23 protein-coding genes and 1 other RNA gene are annotated in these 17,007 nt (G+C 39.8%); 18 read left to right on the forward strand and 6 right to left on the reverse strand.

What is annotated here, in order from left to right:
* The first annotated feature begins 201 nt into the window (after positions 1-201).
* Both HZC31_07510 and HZC31_07515 read left to right on the forward strand, forming a co-directional pair.
* Positions 202-390, forward strand: a complete 189-nt coding sequence (locus HZC31_07510; protein MBI5003205.1) for a hypothetical protein — start codon at positions 202-204, stop codon at positions 388-390.
* Positions 391-448: 58 nt separating this feature from the next.
* Positions 449-1,627: a hypothetical protein gene (locus HZC31_07515; protein MBI5003206.1), complete on the forward strand. Its 1,179-nt coding sequence runs from the start codon at positions 449-451 to the stop codon at positions 1,625-1,627.
* A gap of 92 nt (positions 1,628-1,719) precedes the next feature.
* On the opposite strand, the gene HZC31_07520 is transcribed toward HZC31_07515, so the two are convergent.
* Both HZC31_07520 and HZC31_07525 read right to left on the reverse strand, forming a co-directional pair.
* Positions 1,720-3,303, reverse strand: a complete 1,584-nt coding sequence (locus HZC31_07520) for an ATP-binding cassette domain-containing protein (GenBank protein ID MBI5003207.1) — start codon at positions 3,301-3,303, stop codon at positions 1,720-1,722.
* Positions 3,303-4,133, reverse strand: a complete 831-nt coding sequence (locus HZC31_07525; protein ID MBI5003208.1) for a hypothetical protein — start codon at positions 4,131-4,133, stop codon at positions 3,303-3,305. Before HZC31_07525 ends, HZC31_07520 begins: the two co-directional genes overlap by 1 nt.
* 137 nt (positions 4,134-4,270) lie before the next feature.
* Here HZC31_07525 and HZC31_07530 point away from each other — a divergent pair, with 137 nt between their 5' ends.
* From HZC31_07530 to HZC31_07555, 6 genes are read left to right on the forward strand one after another with little or no spacing between them, the layout of a single operon-like run.
* Entirely contained in the window at positions 4,271-4,453 is a 183-nt protein-coding gene (locus HZC31_07530) for a hypothetical protein (protein ID MBI5003209.1), read from the forward strand.
* Between the two features lie 49 nt (positions 4,454-4,502).
* A complete protein-coding gene (locus HZC31_07535) occupies positions 4,503-4,682 on the forward strand; it encodes a hypothetical protein (protein ID MBI5003210.1) in 180 nt (59 codons plus the stop codon).
* 13 nt (positions 4,683-4,695) lie between these two features.
* On the forward strand, positions 4,696-4,851 hold the full coding sequence (locus HZC31_07540) for a hypothetical protein (protein MBI5003211.1): 156 nt from the start codon (positions 4,696-4,698) through the stop codon (positions 4,849-4,851).
* Positions 4,852-4,899: 48 nt separating this feature from the next.
* A complete protein-coding gene (locus HZC31_07545) occupies positions 4,900-5,064 on the forward strand; it encodes a hypothetical protein (protein ID MBI5003212.1) in 165 nt (54 codons plus the stop codon).
* Positions 5,065-5,088: 24 nt separating this feature from the next.
* On the forward strand, positions 5,089-5,244 hold the full coding sequence (locus tag HZC31_07550) for a hypothetical protein (protein ID MBI5003213.1): 156 nt from the start codon (positions 5,089-5,091) through the stop codon (positions 5,242-5,244).
* Between the two features lie 17 nt (positions 5,245-5,261).
* The gene (locus HZC31_07555) at positions 5,262-5,417 is read left to right on the forward strand and encodes a hypothetical protein (GenBank protein MBI5003214.1); all 156 of its coding nucleotides are present in this window, start codon (positions 5,262-5,264) and stop codon (positions 5,415-5,417) included.
* A gap of 212 nt (positions 5,418-5,629) precedes the next feature.
* Here the strand turns inward: HZC31_07555 and HZC31_07560 are convergent, their stop codons facing one another.
* Positions 5,630-6,157, reverse strand: a complete 528-nt coding sequence (locus HZC31_07560) for an RNA-processing protein (GenBank protein ID MBI5003215.1) — start codon at positions 6,155-6,157, stop codon at positions 5,630-5,632.
* 105 nt (positions 6,158-6,262) lie between these two features.
* On the opposite strand from HZC31_07560, the gene HZC31_07565 reads away from it, so the two are divergent.
* From HZC31_07565 to folK, 5 genes are all read left to right on the forward strand, one after another.
* Positions 6,263-7,045 carry an NAD(+)/NADH kinase gene (locus tag HZC31_07565; protein ID MBI5003216.1) on the forward strand — a complete coding sequence of 261 codons (783 nt, stop codon included), beginning with the start codon at positions 6,263-6,265 and terminating at the stop codon, positions 7,043-7,045.
* Positions 7,046-7,116: 71 nt separating this feature from the next.
* Positions 7,117-7,731 (forward strand): thiamine phosphate synthase, encoded by a 615-nt coding sequence (locus HZC31_07570; protein ID MBI5003217.1) that lies wholly within the window; start codon positions 7,117-7,119, stop codon positions 7,729-7,731.
* 227 nt (positions 7,732-7,958) lie between these two features.
* Positions 7,959-9,161, forward strand: coding sequence for a dihydropteroate synthase (folP, locus tag HZC31_07575; GenBank protein ID MBI5003218.1), 1,203 nt, complete (start codon positions 7,959-7,961; stop codon positions 9,159-9,161).
* Positions 9,161-9,520: a dihydroneopterin aldolase gene (folB, locus tag HZC31_07580; GenBank protein ID MBI5003219.1), complete on the forward strand. Its 360-nt coding sequence runs from the start codon at positions 9,161-9,163 to the stop codon at positions 9,518-9,520. Before folP ends, folB begins: the two co-directional genes overlap by 1 nt.
* A complete protein-coding gene (folK, locus tag HZC31_07585; GenBank protein MBI5003220.1) occupies positions 9,501-10,154 on the forward strand; it encodes a 2-amino-4-hydroxy-6-hydroxymethyldihydropteridine diphosphokinase in 654 nt (217 codons plus the stop codon). Before folB ends, folK begins: the two co-directional genes overlap by 20 nt.
* Here the strand turns inward: folK and HZC31_07590 are convergent.
* Complete coding sequence (locus tag HZC31_07590) at positions 10,129-10,854, reverse strand: class I SAM-dependent methyltransferase (GenBank protein ID MBI5003221.1); 726 nt, start codon at positions 10,852-10,854, stop codon at positions 10,129-10,131. The two genes, folK and HZC31_07590, sit on opposite strands and share 26 nt — an antisense overlap.
* A gap of 103 nt (positions 10,855-10,957) precedes the next feature.
* On the opposite strand from HZC31_07590, the gene HZC31_07595 reads away from it, so the two are divergent.
* The 3 genes from HZC31_07595 to HZC31_07605 all read left to right on the forward strand — a co-directional run bounded on the left by HZC31_07595 (position 10,958) and on the right by HZC31_07605 (position 13,879).
* Entirely contained in the window at positions 10,958-11,956 is a 999-nt protein-coding gene (locus HZC31_07595) for an AsnC family transcriptional regulator (GenBank protein MBI5003222.1), read from the forward strand.
* Between the two features lie 64 nt (positions 11,957-12,020).
* Entirely contained in the window at positions 12,021-13,157 is a 1,137-nt protein-coding gene (ald, locus tag HZC31_07600; protein MBI5003223.1) for an alanine dehydrogenase, read from the forward strand.
* Between the two features lie 137 nt (positions 13,158-13,294).
* Positions 13,295-13,879 carry an NUDIX domain-containing protein gene (locus HZC31_07605; protein MBI5003224.1) on the forward strand — a complete coding sequence of 195 codons (585 nt, stop codon included), beginning with the start codon at positions 13,295-13,297 and terminating at the stop codon, positions 13,877-13,879.
* Positions 13,880-13,885: 6 nt separating this feature from the next.
* Here the strand turns inward: HZC31_07605 and ffs are convergent.
* Positions 13,886-14,154: signal recognition particle sRNA (ffs, locus tag HZC31_07610), an RNA gene on the reverse strand.
* Between the two features lie 77 nt (positions 14,155-14,231).
* Here ffs and HZC31_07615 point away from each other — a divergent pair.
* Positions 14,232-15,041, forward strand: coding sequence for a hypothetical protein (locus HZC31_07615; GenBank protein MBI5003225.1), 810 nt, complete (start codon positions 14,232-14,234; stop codon positions 15,039-15,041).
* Here HZC31_07615 and HZC31_07620 read toward each other — a convergent pair.
* A complete protein-coding gene (locus HZC31_07620; protein MBI5003226.1) occupies positions 15,038-16,198 on the reverse strand; it encodes a hypothetical protein in 1,161 nt (386 codons plus the stop codon). The genes HZC31_07615 and HZC31_07620 overlap by 4 nt on opposite strands.
* Positions 16,199-16,290: 92 nt before the next feature.
* Between HZC31_07620 and HZC31_07625 the strand changes: the two genes are divergently transcribed.
* Positions 16,291-17,001 carry a hypothetical protein gene (locus HZC31_07625; GenBank protein MBI5003227.1) on the forward strand — a complete coding sequence of 237 codons (711 nt, stop codon included), beginning with the start codon at positions 16,291-16,293 and terminating at the stop codon, positions 16,999-17,001.
* The last annotated feature ends 6 nt before the right edge of the window (positions 17,002-17,007 follow it).

Consider the following 17,007-nt stretch of genomic DNA (forward strand, 5'->3'; position numbering starts at 1 on the left):
AAGTTCATCCGGAATTCTCCAACCATCATCTCTAACAACTAATCCCATCGGGTCACCTCTTCTCATTCTCACGTGACCCATTCCCTAATATCTATTCAATGAGAAAGCTACTATTTATTCCTTTCGGGATAGGCTCTTAGCATTGAGCATATTCTTCAAAACGATTCATGGGCAAGGGATGTGCAGGGAAAATTAACGAGTATGAATCAATGGACAAACGCAATGATGTACGCGTATGATAAAATATTGGAGAAGCTGTACAGAACTGACAGAGCCTCATTTAATGGAGCAGTAAGTGGTCACAATAATTTTAGAGGGTATGGCTATTGGGATGATGGAGAGTTTATTGCACTGGAAGATAAAATAAAAGAATATCGCGCAAGAAAGTAAAGAAGAATAAAGAACTGAAACCATCCACTTTTTATTCTCCTTTTTTCTTCTAAAAGCAATGGACACATCGTGGATAAAAACAAAAGGAAGAACATTCGACCCCATTCAATTAAAAGTCGCGTATCAAAAAAATTTCAATCAAACAGCAAAACAGGAGTATGCAGGTCAATCCCCCAACATCTTCGTGGGCAGGTTTGGCTATCCAAACATCAATGTTGGCTTTCTTAATACAGAACAGTATACAGAGCATGATGAACAAATCGCTTGGGGAAAAACCAACAAGCAAATCCCCGAAATCATAAAGTTGAGAACACAGCTCATCAATTCTTCATTCAAAACAACAATTCATTCATTTAATGAAAAATTATTAGGGATGGCGCAAGAAATAAGCCAGGCGGCAAAACCAGTGGAGATGGAAATCAATCTGGAAAAAAAACCGTTTTTCTCACTGAACATGAATCAGGAAGCTGCGCCGCATGGCCCAAATACAAAACTAAAGCGTGCGCAGCTCACGGAAAATCCAAAGATCCCTGTGCATATTGACAAAGCAGTATCAGACAATGATTTGAAAGCAGCAGATGCGCTGACTTATCTCACGAAAAAAGGATATGATGAACATGCACTAACAAAACTCTTGACAGTAGGAAATCTCGGTATAAAAAAGCAGAGAAAGCTCGTTCCAACGAGGTGGGGAATTACCGCAGTGCATTCCACAATAGGCAACAATATAGTTAAAGAAGTAAAATACCATGAGCAAGATCAATATGCTGCGTATTTTGGAAGCTACTTGGGAAATTATTATTTGCTCCTCACCTTTCCAGAAGTTTGGCAATATGAATTGTTTGAAACAATCATCAGTGAAAATATGCACTTCTCCACGAATTACGAACCATATGAAGGAAGAAAAGAATATGCGCATGAAACAGCAGGAGGTTTCTACACAGTACGTCTTGCCTGTCTCGAACAATTGCAAAAAAGAAGACGCCAGGCTTCTGTTCTTGCGTTGCGATTTATCAATCCAAAAGAATATGTTGCGCCGCTGGGTGTTTGGGTCACGCTTGAAGCAACAAGACGCGCGATACAAGCACAACCAATCGTTTTCTCGTCAAAAGAATTACTCCTCAATTACACGCAAATTTTTGTCAAGAAGAAATTTGGTTTAGATGTTACCCCAATCCTACAAAAAAGCATCCTTTTACAAAACATAAAGATGCAAAAAAAGTTGACAGAATTTTAATCATAGTTGAGAACACAAATAATTAACATTATAACATGTTCTCAACTATTCCATCAAGAACATTTTCTCATTAATTATTTATGTTCTTGATTTTAGTTCAATATTTTTCTAAATTTTTCGCTTCTCCAATGTTTATAATCGCGATGAAGAAGATGCAGCAATTCAAGCAATTTTTTTGAATTTTTGAGCGCGAGACAATGATGTCTGATAAAATGTTTATCGTATCCAGAAATTTTCTGTAATTTTTCTTGAAGCTGCGCAAGAAAATCTTTGTCAAATTCAGGGAGATGCTGGAGTACAAAGCCGATAGTTTCATGATGAAGAAGCAGTTGAAGAACATCATCAAGAACAGTTTCATTGCCGAGCTTTGCAAGTGCGATAATTGCGTAATTTTTTGTAAGAAGTTCTTGTTGATCAAGGATCTCAAGAACGCGTTTCGTAAAGCTTTTGTCTTTAATTTGTCCAATAACATGAAGTGCTTCTTGTTGCATTTCCTTTGAGCCAGAAAGCATGTCTAAAAGAATGGGTTGGACAGTGATTCTATTTTTCTTCCAAAAAAGTTGACATGCGCGAGAACGAATTTTAGGATTAGTATGTTCTAGCAATTTTTCAAACTCTTGAAGCGGATCTTCTCCATCTTTACTAAACGATTCAAGTTTTTGCGCTTTGTGATCATTGCTGTCCACTTTCAAAAATTTTCTATAAACATCTTCTAAGCCAAGAAGTCCTGCGTTCATTTGATCAACAGATATTTTGTATTGTCGCAGTGCTTGCGCAACGCGGACAAGAAGTTGTTTGGAGTCAATAGAAGTGTATAAACGGATGCTGTGGGTCTGCCCTTCACTCTCAAGAACAGTATAATCAAGGAAGAGATGCTGTTTCTGCAGATTGTAAAGAACTTTGTTGATATTTTTTCCAGTGCAAACAATATCGAGGACATTGGTGTCTCTATACACTTGCTTGAGTTTTTTGACAGAGCCGTCAAAAAGAAGTTTTCCTTCATTAATAATAAGAAGCCGCTTGCAGATTTTTTCCACTTCTTGAAGTTGGTGATCAGTGTAAATAATCGTCGTTCCTTTGTCGTTGAGTTCTTTCAGGATGGAGCGAATTTCATCTTTCGCGTAGGTGTCAAGACCAAGAAGCGGCTCGTCAAGGAAAAGGATTTTTGGATTTTTGAGCAGCGCGACAGCAAGAGAGTATTTTGCGAGCATGCCTGTGCTCAGACGCCAGACATCGTTGGTGCGTTTGTCTTCAAGTTTGAACTTTTTTAAAAGATAGTCAATGCGCGGTTTTGCTTCAGCGTCTGGAATGCCGATAAATGAAGCGGCAAGCGCCATGTTCTTTTCAAGAGACGCCCAGCCAATACCAGAATAATCTTGACTGAACATCCAGGAAATTTCCTCTTTAATTTTCTCCTGATCTCGTTCAATGTCGTTGCCATAAATTTGCACTTTTCCTGAGGTTTTTCCCATGTTTGTGGTGAGGATGCGCATAAGGGTGCTTTTTCCCGCGCCATTAACGCCGATAAGGCCGACAAAATCTCCTGTATGGACATCAAAGCTGATGCCAGAGAGTGCTTTTGTAAGCAGCTTCCCTCGAAAAAATACTTTGTATTGGTAATAATCTTTTTTAAGATCGCGCACAGTGATAATAGGACGTTTCCCTTGCTTTGCCATTAAAACCACCGTCCTTCAATCTTCGCTCTGCGAATACCGTAGTAAAAGAGATAGAATCCTGCAAGGAAAATCAAGAGGTTGACAATAAGACCGCTCAAAATGAGAACAAGGATTTCTTTTTGATAATAAACATGATTGAGAAAAAGAGTTTCTCTCCAGATTAAAATGATGTATGCGCTAGGCAATATTTTTGGGAGAAAGACAAGAAATCTTGGAAGAAATGTGGTTGGAAAGTATTGACCAGAGAAAAATCTGTTAAGCTGTTCCATAAAAAAGCTGACAGGATTTCCTTGTTTCAAAAACAGTGTTGCGCCGACTGTCATGAGTTGAAATCCTAAATTACCAACAATAAAAATTCCTAACGCGAGAAGCAAGGTGATCCAGTTTTCAAGTCCAAAATACAGCAGGCTTTCTGTTGCGCTAAACTGCACAAGCAGGCTGTACACAATAATCATTGGAATAAAGATAGTAAATATGTCGAAGAGAAGCATGGTAAGAAAATTAATAAGAAAATATTCCCCTATGTGCATGTTCGATAAATAGACGAGTTTGAAAAGACCGCTCTGGCTGTCTTCGTGGAATTTATCAGTAAAACTTGCGCCGACTCCATCGACGAAATAAATTGCGACACTTCCGATAAGGATGAAAGGCATGTATCCGATTCCTTCATAGCCAAGTGTGGAGGGGTCAATAATTTTCGCGAGAAAGAACCACATAAGCACTTCTAAGCAGGTGTTCATCACATTAATGAGAATGTTCACTTTAAACGTGCAGAACTCTTGCCAGCGACAGATAAAGTTAGTTTGTAATTTTCGGAAAAACGGAAACATGTTTTTTTTTGCGTTCTTAGTGCTTAAAAAACTTGCGGTGTGTTTGTGCTTGGTCGGTAACGAAAGTAACAGCGCCCGAGGGAAAATAAATCAAGAAAACAAAACATTTATATAGCTTATACACTAAAAAAAGCATCATGTCTAAAGCAACAGAAGAGAGTTTGCGAGCGTCGCGGCTCAAGCGTCAGCAAAAAAAAGAAGAAAATGAAAATAAGAGATCTTCGTTTGGTGGATTTGGCAAAGGTTCAACAAGCGGAAGTACGTATCATAAATCAGGATTAAAAAAACGCAGTGATTATGGCTCAAATTCATATGAGTAACTAAAAAGCACAATCATGATCTCATCATGAAATAAAGAGGTGGAAATACATGGCATTAAAAAACAGAACAGCAGCAGATGCGGTAAATAATGAAAGAGTGTATGGGACTGCGAAAGCACGATCTGCACTGGTCGATGCAAATCAGGCAGCAAGAGGACAAGGTCGTGGAAAAATGCAGCAGGGAATGACAGTTGATGGTCGAAAGACAGGCATAGTGCGCCGAAAATAAAAAAGGTGAAAACATGACAGGAGCAAGTAAAAGAGACCAAGGAGATAAAAATAATAAAATAATTTTAGACGCACGGAATAAAAGACAAGAAGCAGGGCAACGTCCATCAGGTCCAGGAACTTCAACAAACACGCGACCAAACACAGGCTTAAAAAGAAGAAGTGAGTAAACACTTCCTCATGCCTACATAATCATAGCAGTCAAGGAGGTTATACACATGGTAAACATTGGATCAGATCGAAAAGACTCGATGCGAAAAGATAAAAACGAAGCAAAAATCAAAGCAATCCGTGATGCAAAAGAAGCGAAGCGAGACGCGGGCGTAGCAGCAAACCCGAAAACACAAGGAAGACTTGGGACAGGACACATTAAAAGAGCATAATCTCTTTTTACTATCTTTAACAAAATGGCTGCTTCACGACGAGAAAAATATGCTCCCGCAGAGATAAGTGCAGATCGCGCTGCGACGCAGCGAGAGCGCAATGAAGCGAGGAATACAGGAAAAGGAGTTTCATTTTTACGATCAAGATTAAAAAAAGCAACAGATCGTGCGAGAGAATAAAAAACGAGGTGTATGAAATGGGAGTAACAAACAAATCTAAAGGTTCAAATACTGAAGGATCACATGCAAAAACAATGGCAACTCGAAAAGGAAGCGGTGGCTTTAAAGCAGGATTAAAAGTCCGTGGCGGTTCCGGTTCCACCACAGGATTATCCACATCCAAAAAAAATTAATTTTCTTTCTTTTTTTATAGTTGTTTGTGCGATTTATCTTATTCTATATCCCTAATGTTGTTCATCATAAAAAAAACAACGCCAAGCAACAAACACGCACCAGTAAACTCTAAATGTCAGGGGGACCCATCTCACCCAAGTGAGATGGGGTCTTTTTAAGAAGTGAAAGAATATGTAGAAATGTTTATACAATATCTTTCAAATAAAGAAAATCAAATTCTCGTCCGCATTTCTTTTCTGCGTTTTTCAAGCCATTTGTAGACAACAGCATGCGGCGCTCCTTGAAGCAATGATTCCATTGCGCGTTTGCAAATGCTGACGTTTTCTGTTTCACCGATAATGCCGATGCTTTTCCCATAAACACAAATGTTTGTCTGGGTAAGCTCTTCAATCACGACCCGTGCTTTTCCCTCTTTCCCTATAATGCGTCCCTTAATACGGAGAAGATGGTTTTCTTTGACATATCGTGTAATGTCAATGAGCTCAAACACGTAATCTGATTTAAGGAGAAGGAGTGCGATTTCCGGATTAAAGCCACGACCGATTGCGCGAATAATGTCTCTGCTCACATACAGTTGAAGTGCGTCGCTTCCTTGGATAGTAACATCCCCTTCTTGTGAATCAATGCTTAAATCAACATGCATTTCAGTTTCTACTTTACTTTTGGTTTCCCCTTTTTTGCCAATAAGAACAGCAATACGTTCTTTTGGTATTTTAACATCGTAGGAAAATTCAGCCATAACAGAGAAGAAGCAAAGCCCCTTTTTAAATGTTGATCTTGGCAGACCAAAAATGGGTGAAAAGTGACTGTAACCTATATATAATAGAACTGCTTCAGAAATCCCATGAAACTCAGGAACGTTCTTGTTGTTCATAAGATGGGATATAGTGCAATAGAGAAGCAGACTGTTGATGCAGTGATGGAACTCCTGAGAAAAAAGAAAATTCTTCATCGCTCCATCTCTCGCCTGGAAGTGAATCACGAAATAGTGAAAGGAAGAGACCTTATCATTATTGTGGGAGGGGATGGGACGTTTCTAAAAACAGCGCAGTTCACAACAGGCAACATTCCGTTTCTTTGCATTAACGCGGATCCACAAAATACAGAAGGATTTTTTTCAGGCGCAACAAAAAAAACATGCGCAGCAAAAGTGGAAAGCATTTTGAAAGGAAAAATAAAATCAAAAAAATTCTGGCGTTTAATCGCAAAAATAAATGGAATAGAAATAGAGCCATGTTTGAACGAATACTATATAGGCCAGCAGAAGCCATACGACGTTTCCCGTTATCTCATCCAAACAGGGAAAAAAAGTGAAGAACAAAAGAGTAGCGGTGTTTTGATCTGCACTGCGGCAGGTTCAACTGCGTGGTGTAGAGGAGCTGGTGGAAACGTTTTGAAGCCAGAAAAAAAAGTATTCCAATTTGTCGTGCGGGAGCCGTATGTGGGAACATTGCTGAAAACAAAAATAACAAAAGGAATTCTCAAAGAAAAAGAGATGATCAAGATAACGGCAAAAACAGATGGGATGATCATTGTGCCAGATGCGGTGGGAAAGGAGCATCTCTTCCAAAGAAATGCTGTTGTGGAAATAAGTCTTGCGAAAAGTCCGATTCTTCTATTCAAATAGCAAAAATTCTATATATTCTTTAAGGAGCTGAAATCAAAAACCTTAAAAGCATGAGCGATCTTCGTTTTTCCATGAAAAACATTGGCGCGTATTTTATTCTCAATGAGATGCATTCTAAGAACGGGATTATTACAGATGCGAACAATGCGATTGGTGCGGGAATACGGGTAATTCATTACAGTGAAAAAAAACTTCGCAAGAGAGAAGTGTTGGAAAATGCGTATATTCTTTCCGCGTTATGCAAAAAAAATAATGTGCTTTTTATTATTGAAGACTATCCAGACATCGCGACATTAGTCAGCGCGGATGGCGTTCACTTAACACAGGAATTTAACATTGATCATGTTCGCAAAATAATTGGTCCTGAGAAGCTTATTGGCGTTAATTTCACTTCACTAAGAGAAGCGGTGTATGCAGAAGAAAAAGGTGCGGATTATATCGGTGTTGATACAAGAGTGGCACCGCAGCTCACGGTAAAAGGAGCAGTAGGTTCTATGAAAAAAATGCGGGATCTCTTGACTGTCCCTATTGTTGCGCTTGGCGCGTTTACGTTGGAGCAGACACAGGAGTTGCTTGTTGCGGGTATAGATGGTGTAGGCATGATGCCGTTGCTTTCTGATGAGGGTGGCATTGAGCAGTATGTCAAGCAAGTCCTTGCAATTCAGGATGCAAGAAGAACATTTTAATCTTCGATTTTCACCAAAGCATTGTCACAGCGACCGCTCACCATCAGTCACTAGACCGATAGCATTCTCGCCCTTCAGGCTCCGGGCGGTCGCTGGGACTATTACAGTTTTCTGCTGTGCAGTATCCAAACGACTAATCATCGCTTCGCTCAAGACTGGTGGAAAACTGAAATATTCTAATGAAACGTTTATAAAACAAGAAAGACTCCTTCATCATGGTGTAATTGATGAAGCTTCGTTTACGATATTATAATTCTCTCGCAGTGTTGGAAAAAGAATATGAAAGTATTGGCTGCGATCCCGCGGGAATTAAAATCATGAACAAGAAGGGAATATTTCTTACCTTAAAAGTGGAAGCCCTGCAACTCAGAGCAGCAATAATTCTCAAGCAGGAAATGATGGCGATTGGGGGAGAAGTAGTGGTGAGTAGAGACGTCATGACGCTCAAGCCAGAGAAAACAGATGTCCTCATGTTAGGAACAGAGAAGCAATGTCAAAAGCTAGTCATGAAGCTCTACCAACAACCGTTTGGTTGCAAAGAGCTTGCAGAGCAGCTCAAAAATCTGCTTGAAAAAAAGCTCTACGCAGAACCTGGCATGTGGAAAATAGAAAATTCTTTGCTTGACTTCACAAAGCCAATAATCATGGGGATTATAAACATCACGCCAGACTCTTTTTCAGATGGCGGAAAATTTCTTAAGCCAGAGATAGCGATAGAACAGGCAAAACAGCTTATTGCAGAGGGTGCAGACATCCTTGATTTAGGCGCGGAAAGTTCCAGGCCAGGAAGCGACCCTGTTTCAGGAGAAGAAGAGCTGAAAAGATTGCTTCCTGTGCTTCAGGCATTAAAAAATGACAACTCCATAAAGATCCCGATCTCTATTGATACCTACAAACCAGAAGTAGCGAAAATATGTTTAGAGAATGGTGCGCACATCATCAATGACATTACGGGCATGCAAAATCCTGCAATGCGAAAAGTAGTCGCAGAAAAAAATGTTCCAGTCATTATGATGCACATGCAAGGCACACCAAAAACAATGCAGGAAAATCCACAGTACAACGATGTGGTGGATGACATTATCTCTTTTTTTGAGCAACAAATTGCCGTATGCGAACAAGAAGGAATAACACAAATAATCTGTGATCCGGGAATAGGGTTCGGAAAAACAGTGGAGCACAATCTCCAAATCCTGAATCGACTGAAAGAATTCAAGATGCTTGGAAAACCGCTGCTCATAGGAACATCAAGAAAATCGTTTATCAACAAAACAATTGGCGGTACGCCAGAGGATCGCGTAGAAGGAACAATCGCGAGCAATGTTGTCGCGAGAATGAACGGTGCGCACATCTTTCGTGTGCATGATGTCAAAGCGTGCAGGCGTGCATTAGAGCTCACAAATCTCATTCAGAATGGAGAAAAAAAATAATGATTGGAAAGATAACACTCAAAGGACTGAAGTATCAAATAAAAATAGGCGTTACAGAAGAGGAACGCAAACAACCACAACCTGTGCTCATCGATCTTCAGTTGTACCTTGACATCACAAAAGCAGTGGCAACAGAAGACATTGAAGAAACAGTAAACTATAGTGCTGTACAAAAAAAAGTAAACGTATTTCTAGAAAACAAGGAATATGTTTTAGTGGAAAAAGTAAGTGCTGATCTTGTCAATCTACTTCTTTCTGAATTTGAAAAAATCAAAGCAGTCAAATGCACCTGTTGGAAGCCAGAAGCGCTGAAAGACGCGGAAAATGTGGGTGTTACTGTTGTCAGAAAAAGAAAGTAATATATTTATTGGTTTGGGAACAAATCTTGGGAATAAGGAAGAAAATCTAAAACATGCTATTGAGGAAATAGAAAAAGTTGCAGAAGTTCTTGTCTGCTCACCAATATATGAAACAGAACCTATCGGGTTTGCGAACCAGCCGTTAGTCAACAGCGACCGACCACCATCGGTCAATAGACCGATGGCATGCTCACTTCGCTCGGGTCGGTCGCTGGGACTACTAAAGTTTTCCACCAGCGTAATTTTCGTACCACTGGTGTCGCTTCGCCCACACCAGTGGAAAACTTCAGTATTTTATAATCAAGTGCTAGAAATACGCACTGCATTAAATCCAGAAGCGCTTCTTGTTGCGCTAAAAGATATTGAAAAAAAATTGGGCAGAGTTCCCACAATCAGAAATGGGCCAAGAAGTATTGACTGTGATATCTTGTATCACAAAAACAGAATTGTAGAAACAGAAACACTGGTAATCCCGCATCCTCGGGCGGCAGAACGTGCGTTTGTTCTTATGCCATTGCAGGATATTGCACCAGAATTTGTGGATCCTGTACAAAAAAAAACAATTCATGAATTAGTGGAAAAGCTTCCAGAAGAAGAGAAGAGGAAAGTTAGGAAATTGTGCAAACGTGGGTGAAAAATTCAGGAGTATGAGAAGAATGTTCTTGGTAATCATCATATGTTGAAATAGTGCTAAACCCTACTTCATGAAGTAATGCTTTGAGTTCTCCTGTTTTGAAAGGATAAAGAGTAAGTCTCACACTTTCATGAGTCCTCCTATCTTTATACTCCATAACTATTTCTTCATAAGTGATGGAAACAGGGTACGCGTCAATCTCTTCTCTTCCGCAGTACACAACAGTGCCAGACCAACGATAATTTCTTCCAGAATGATCAGAAAGAAAAAGTGCTGGATAGTTTCTTTCATCAATAATCAGTTTCCCTTCTGGCGTAAGTGCTTCTCTAAAACTTCGAAGTGCGGAAAGCTGTTCTTCTCGATCAAACAACAACGTGAGTGAATTCCCTAAACAAGTAATAGCGTCAAAAGAAGAAGGGTAGAGAGAACCAATTTCTTCCCAAGAATGTGCTGTTGTGCTAAGTGGAACTCCGTAACGGAGAGCTTCTTGCTCAGCCAGTTGCCTATAATGGGGATCTATTTCGTTGGAAACAAGATGTTCAATGCCTGCGAAGCGAAGACCAAGGCTCGTTGCTCCAGAGCCAAGTGCTGCGTCAAAAATATGTGGATTTTCATAGTCCTTCAGCTGTTCAAGTAAGAAAGGAATCTCTTTCTTGCGTCTTTCTTCAAAATTGACAAACCTTATCCACATGGTGTACATATTCATTACTACTCATGGATGCTACTGGTGTATAAGAAACATTCTCCACATTTTGTGAACAAAAGGAAATATTTAAAAAGTAAAACATCCTTTTGGCTAGTAAATGGGTAAAAAAAAGGATTTAAAGAGAAAAGCAGACAAAATATTGGATGTAAAAGACAAGAAGATACTTTTTGAGTTAGATTTTAACGCAAGAATGTCATATGCGCAATTAGGAAGAAAAGTTGGTTTAAGCAAGCAGGGAGCAGAATACAAGGTAACTAAACTCGTAAGCAGAGGCATTATCAAAGGATTTTATCCTGTAATCAATGTTCCAAAAATGGGCTATCTTTATTGTCGTCTTCTTGTCACGCTTCAGAATTTGACAAAAGAGAAGAGAGAAGAATTTCTATTGTATCTCAAAAATCACAAGAAAGTATTTTGGTTGTTAGAGATGCATGGGCAGTGGGATGTTCTTATTGTTATATGGGCAAGATCTATAACAGACTTCAAATCATTTAATGAAGAAATTATTGGTAAGTATGGTTCACATATCAAGAGAAAGATAGAGACGGTTGCAACAGACGTTATTCATCTTCAGCATCGTTATTTGCTTGAAAAGATGCAAACAAAAGAGATTCATATAAGGGAAACACAGGAGAGGGTAAATGTAGATGCTCTCGATAAAAAAATACTCTCCCATCTCTCTAGCGATGCGAGAATGTCCTTGATAAAGCTTGGAAAAATATGTCATATTTCAGCAAAAGTTATTGCGTATAGAATAAGAAGAATGGAAAAGGTAAAAATAATAGAGGGATATAGGCCTATTATTGATCATAGTAGATTGGGATTCACGTACTATAAACTGTTTATCACATTGAATAACATTTCAAAAGAAGGATTGCAAAAAGTAAAAGCATATTTGAAAGGAAGTAAGCGCTGTGTCTATCTTGTGGAAGGAATTGGACTTCCAGCAGACCTTGACGTTGAACTCATGGTTGAGTCTAATCAGCAACTATTTTCATTAATGGAAGAGCTTCGTTTTTCGTTTCCTTCACTCATTGGCGAGTATCAAACAGTGATGTTCTTAGATACCTTGAAAGTAAAATATTTTCCAGAATAATCTTCGTCCCCACCTCGCAATACTCCTAAAACTATATATAGAAAGGCACTTCTAAAAAAGGATAATGTTTATCGGTGTTCCGAAGGAAATAAAAAACAGTGAAAACAGAGTGGGTTGTACGCCTGAAGGAGTGAAAAAGCTCGTTTCTCAGAAGAATAAAGTGTGGGTTGAAGCAGGTGCAGGCCTTGGCAGCGGTTTCGATGATTATGAATACAAAAAAGCAGGCGCACAGATTGTTTCAACAGATGATGTCTGGCGTGCAGAACTCATAGTAAAAGTAAAAGAGCCGTTGCTCATGGAGTATCATCTGCTCAAAGAAAATCAAATTCTCTTTACCTATCTTCATCTTGCTGGTGGTGACCAAGATCTTACAAGAGAGCTATTGCGAAGAAAAATGACTGCGATCGCGTATGAAACAGTGGAAAACAAAAAGGGAGAACTTCCACTTCTCAAGCCAATGAGTGCAATTGCAGGAAAAATGGCAGTCCAAATAGGAACTGAGTATCTGGCAAAATTCAAAGGAGGACGTGGAATCTTGCTTGATGGAATTTACAATGTTCCTCCAGGAACAATCGTTATTGTGGGTGCAGGAACAGTAGGCCAGAATGCGGCGCATGTTGCGCTAGCGCGAGGGGCAAAAGTAGTGGTGCTCAATCGCTCAAAATCAAAGCTCATTGAGTTGCAGAAGTGGGCAAAGAAGAATAAGGTCAATACAAAAAATCTGGTGTGTGAGCTTACAACAGAAGCGGCAATAGAAAAATGGGTAAAAGAAGCAGATGTCCTTGTCGGTGCAGTGCTTGCGGTCGGCGCAAAAGCGCCAATAGTTGTTCCAGAAAAAATGGTCAAGCTGATGAAAAAAGGAGCAGTGATTGTGGATGTTGCGATTGATCAGGGAGGGTGTGTCGCGACGAGCAGACCGACGTCGCATAAAGAGCCAATCTTCATGAAATATGATGTGATTCATTATTGTGTCACAAATATGCCCGGTGCCTATCCGATGACTTCAACAATAGGATTGACAGCAGAAACGCTTCCGTATGTTCTTTCATTGGCAAAAAATGGAGTTCTCAAAGTAGCAAAAGCAGATAAGAATTTTGCGAAAGGAATAAACACCTACAAAGGGCAGTTGACCAATCAAAGTGTTGCAAAAGCGTTAGAGATGGAATACAAGTGGAAGGATTTTTGGAGTTTAGTGAGATAGTCTCTTTCTTATCACAGAAAAACACGCACTATCTTAATGTATGAGTCGCTCAGCAAGTCCTACAGCACAATTCATCTCTTTATTATTTTTAAAAATAAAACAAGAAGCAATTTAAATTGGAAAAAATACCTTGAGAGATGAATATTGAGGAGCGAATAGCGCAAGCAGAGCAAGCAAACCGTGTTGCAAGTTTTCTTATTCCTGTACAAGATGAAAATATATTTCTTACAGAGCGGGTAAAAGATCCCTACAAAGGATTTTATTGTGCGACAGGGGGCAAAAGAGTCTACTTGCCAGACAGCGCAAGATATGAAACACCAGAAGAAACAGCAGTAAGAGAATTTTGTGAAGAAAAATATTCAGGAACAGTAAAGCCAGAAGAGCTTCTTCGCTGTGATCTTTCCATTATATATCTGGGATTTATTTTTGATGATGAATTTGATTTCATATGTCACACATCAATTGGATGTTTTGATGGAGCGCCAGATTTTATCTTGAAGCAAGACGAAGTGAGAAGAAAAAGAAATCTGGAAGACATAAAGCCAGAAAACATAAATCCTATCACGCAGCATATGTTAGAGAGAGTGCGATTTATGGATTTTAATTATATGCTTCCAGCAGTATATCAGCAGAGAGATTTTCTGTTTCCGCAAATCCATCATTTTAGCAGTGAACCACCGTTTGATGTTCCGACAGTAAAATATTGTCGTTGGAGAGAATAAAAAAAGTGGTAGGCGCCTGAAGATTGTATCATACACGTTCTGTTGTGTGCTCCTGATCCTTCTCTGTTCCGAACCCCCTGAAGCATCAGGTGCGTCACTGAGTGCTGCTTCATTCCTGACCTGACACGGTTCATGAAGCATCCGATCCTCAAGGACAGAACATCATTGTACAGACCAAGCACAACAAAATATGTATAATCCGCTCTCCAGTTTCACCCCATCATAAGCCAGTTTATGGTGACAGGAGTCGGCTACTCTCCCAGTAGAGCCTACCAAGGAGAAGCAAGGATGTCTTGTATTTTAAATGTTGTGCACAATCACCTTTATAATTTCTAAAAACCTCCTAGAACACATGCAAGCCCAAATTATTTTCTTAGGTACAGCAGGAGACGCGTTCGTCCTCAGTAAGCAGGACAGAATCGCGGGTGGTTTTATTGTGCAAACAGAGAACGCGCAGCTCCATATCAATCCAGGCCCAGGAGCGTTTCTTGCGGCGAGCCTTGCGAAAATACAAGTCCAAAAAACAACAGCAGTCATAGTGACAGATAACACATTCATCCACACGCATGATGTGGCTGCGTTAATCGAAGCAATGACCTTGGGAACATTTGACGCGAAAGGATTGTTGCTTGGCCCAAAGAGCGCGTTGGAAGAAGTTGATCCAAAAAATCCTCCAAGAGTTCAAAAAAAATATCAGGACGCAGTGGAAAAAACAATTCTTTTGCAGGAAGAAACAAGAGTAGAATGCAACGGAATTCAAATTCAGACAGTAAAAATAAAAAATAGCGATCCAACTGCAATTGGTCTGAAGATAATCACAAAAGATTTTTCGTTGGGGTATACAGGAAAAACAAAATACACTGCAAAATTAAAAGATGCGTTCAACGATGTAGAAATAATGATTTTTGAACTTTCCTTATTAACAGAAGAAAAAAAAGAAGACGGTCTTTGTTTGGAAGAAGTGAAAAAACTCCTTGAAGAAATAAAGCCGCAGCTCGCGGTGCTTACAGGTTTTGGAATTTCCATACTGAAAGAAGATATTTTGGAACTCACCCGTGCTCTTTACAAGCAAACAGGAGTCCAGGTAATTGCGGCGAAAGAAGGATTTTCTTTTGATCCAACAAATTACGCAGTGAAATTGCGGCAGAAAAGATTGATTTAATAGCGTCTTTCGAAAGCGGCTACACCTACGCGAAGCTTTTCTTTATTTTTCTCAAGAGATGAAATGGATGCGACAAGAAGGAAAGGATATTGCTGTATATGATGGTAGAGTGCTTCAATGGCTGCCTTTTTTTGTTCTTTTGGAATAGTTCTATAATCATACAGCTCCAGCAGCATCCATGCCATTTTTTCCCGTTTCTTTTGTGGTGTTGTTCCAAGCAGAATGCCATCATCATAAGCAATACCTCTTGTATAGAGAAATTGGATGTTGCCGGTCATTGTGTTAGGAGAAACGCCGAGAAGTTGTGCATAAACAAATACTATATCTCTTCCAGAATTTCTGTCATTATAATCCGATCGCAGAAGACAGATATGGTTTCGATAATTTCTTTCAACAGTTTTTGGGTGCATTCCAAGCAATTGCGCGTTTGCTGCGATTTTGCTGTTGGATAGTCCAAGTTTTTTAAGATGATAATGGTTCTTATCTATTTCTTCCGAATCGCGTGCGAGAAGTTGTGCTTGTGATGCTATTTTTTTATCAGTGAGTCCAAGCATATGAAGCCGCTGATGTTTTTTTTCGAGAGTGGCAGGGTCAGCGCCGAGGAGTTGTGCCTGTGACGCTATTTTTTTTCGCGTTAATCCAATCCGCTTGAGGCATGTATAATTTCGTTGCAGTGTTTCTGGATTGCGAAGGAGGAGTCGAAGATGGGTAATTATTTTTGCGTCAGATAATCCAAATCGCTTCAGCGTCCTGTAGCTCTTCATAATAGTCTGTGGATCTCTTCCGAGAATTTGTGCTTGGGATACAAGCGAAGCGTCGCGCAGTCCAAGTTTCTTGAGAAAGTCATAATTTCTTTGCACTGTCTCAGAATGAATGCCCAGTAATTGAGGGTGTGCCGCTATGGTGTTTGGAAGTAAACCAAGAACACATAAATGCTGATAGCGCGATTTGACAATAGTGGGATCTTCACCGAGGAGATGGGCATGGCGGAGCATGACCTCCTGTTGAATGTCATAAGACGTTAAAAGTTCGTACATTTCTCTGACAGTATTTTCTGTTGCTTCTGCCCTGTTGAGTATCCAGTCTATGGAAAATTCACTGATGGATGAATCAGGAAAGAATCCATAAAGAATCGCTTCCAAACTAATCTTGTCCATGGGTTGAGAGAAGGGGGTACGCTATATAAATATTACTAATTAGTAGTGAAATTAGAGAAAAATATAAAAAGGGGGAGAATTGCCAAAGAAGAATGGCGAGAATACTAAAGGCGATGCTGGGTGCTACCGTTCTGTCTATGGGCTGTAATAATATTGATTGTGCTGCGGAAAAGATGACAGATGGCGAGTTTCCAGTCTACATTGTTCCAGCGTCGTATTATGATATGGAAACATTCAGAGAAAACAGTTGTGCGTTGGTGGAGTTGTTTAAAGATCATTATTTCTGGCACGAACATTTTGATCAACTGGGTTTCTATCGCTTGGAAATAGAGAATACGTCTTGTCCACTTCCTGGTGCGTGTGATGTTGCTGCCATAAATGAGCAAGTAAATGAGGTATACGCGGAAGAAGGGACAATAATGGTGATGATGGAGCACGCGTTTTCCTATGGAAAAGCGTATGACAATGTTGCATTGTTCAGCAGGGAAGATGTTATGGACAGGAATACAATAGCTATTCATGAATTTACCCATGCGTTTTCCGATCTGGGTGATGAAACGTATGATGAAGAGAGTCCGTACTCGCCAGATGTCGAAACGTCATTGAACTGCGCTTCTGATAAGCCAGGCGATACCTGTGATGAAAAGTGGGCAGGACTGGAGTATGAATGTATTGTTGGATGTATGAATAATAGCGCGCTCTATCGCCCAGCGGAAAGTTGTTTAATGAATGGAACAAATAACAGTTGGGAATATTGTCCGGTGTGTACATATCAGTTGGAGCAAATTCTCACTGACGAGTAAATGGGA

It is taken from the genome of Candidatus Woesearchaeota archaeon, from assembly GCA_016214075.1.
Classification (GTDB): domain Archaea; phylum Nanobdellota; class Nanobdellia; order Woesearchaeales; family DSVV01; genus JACRPI01.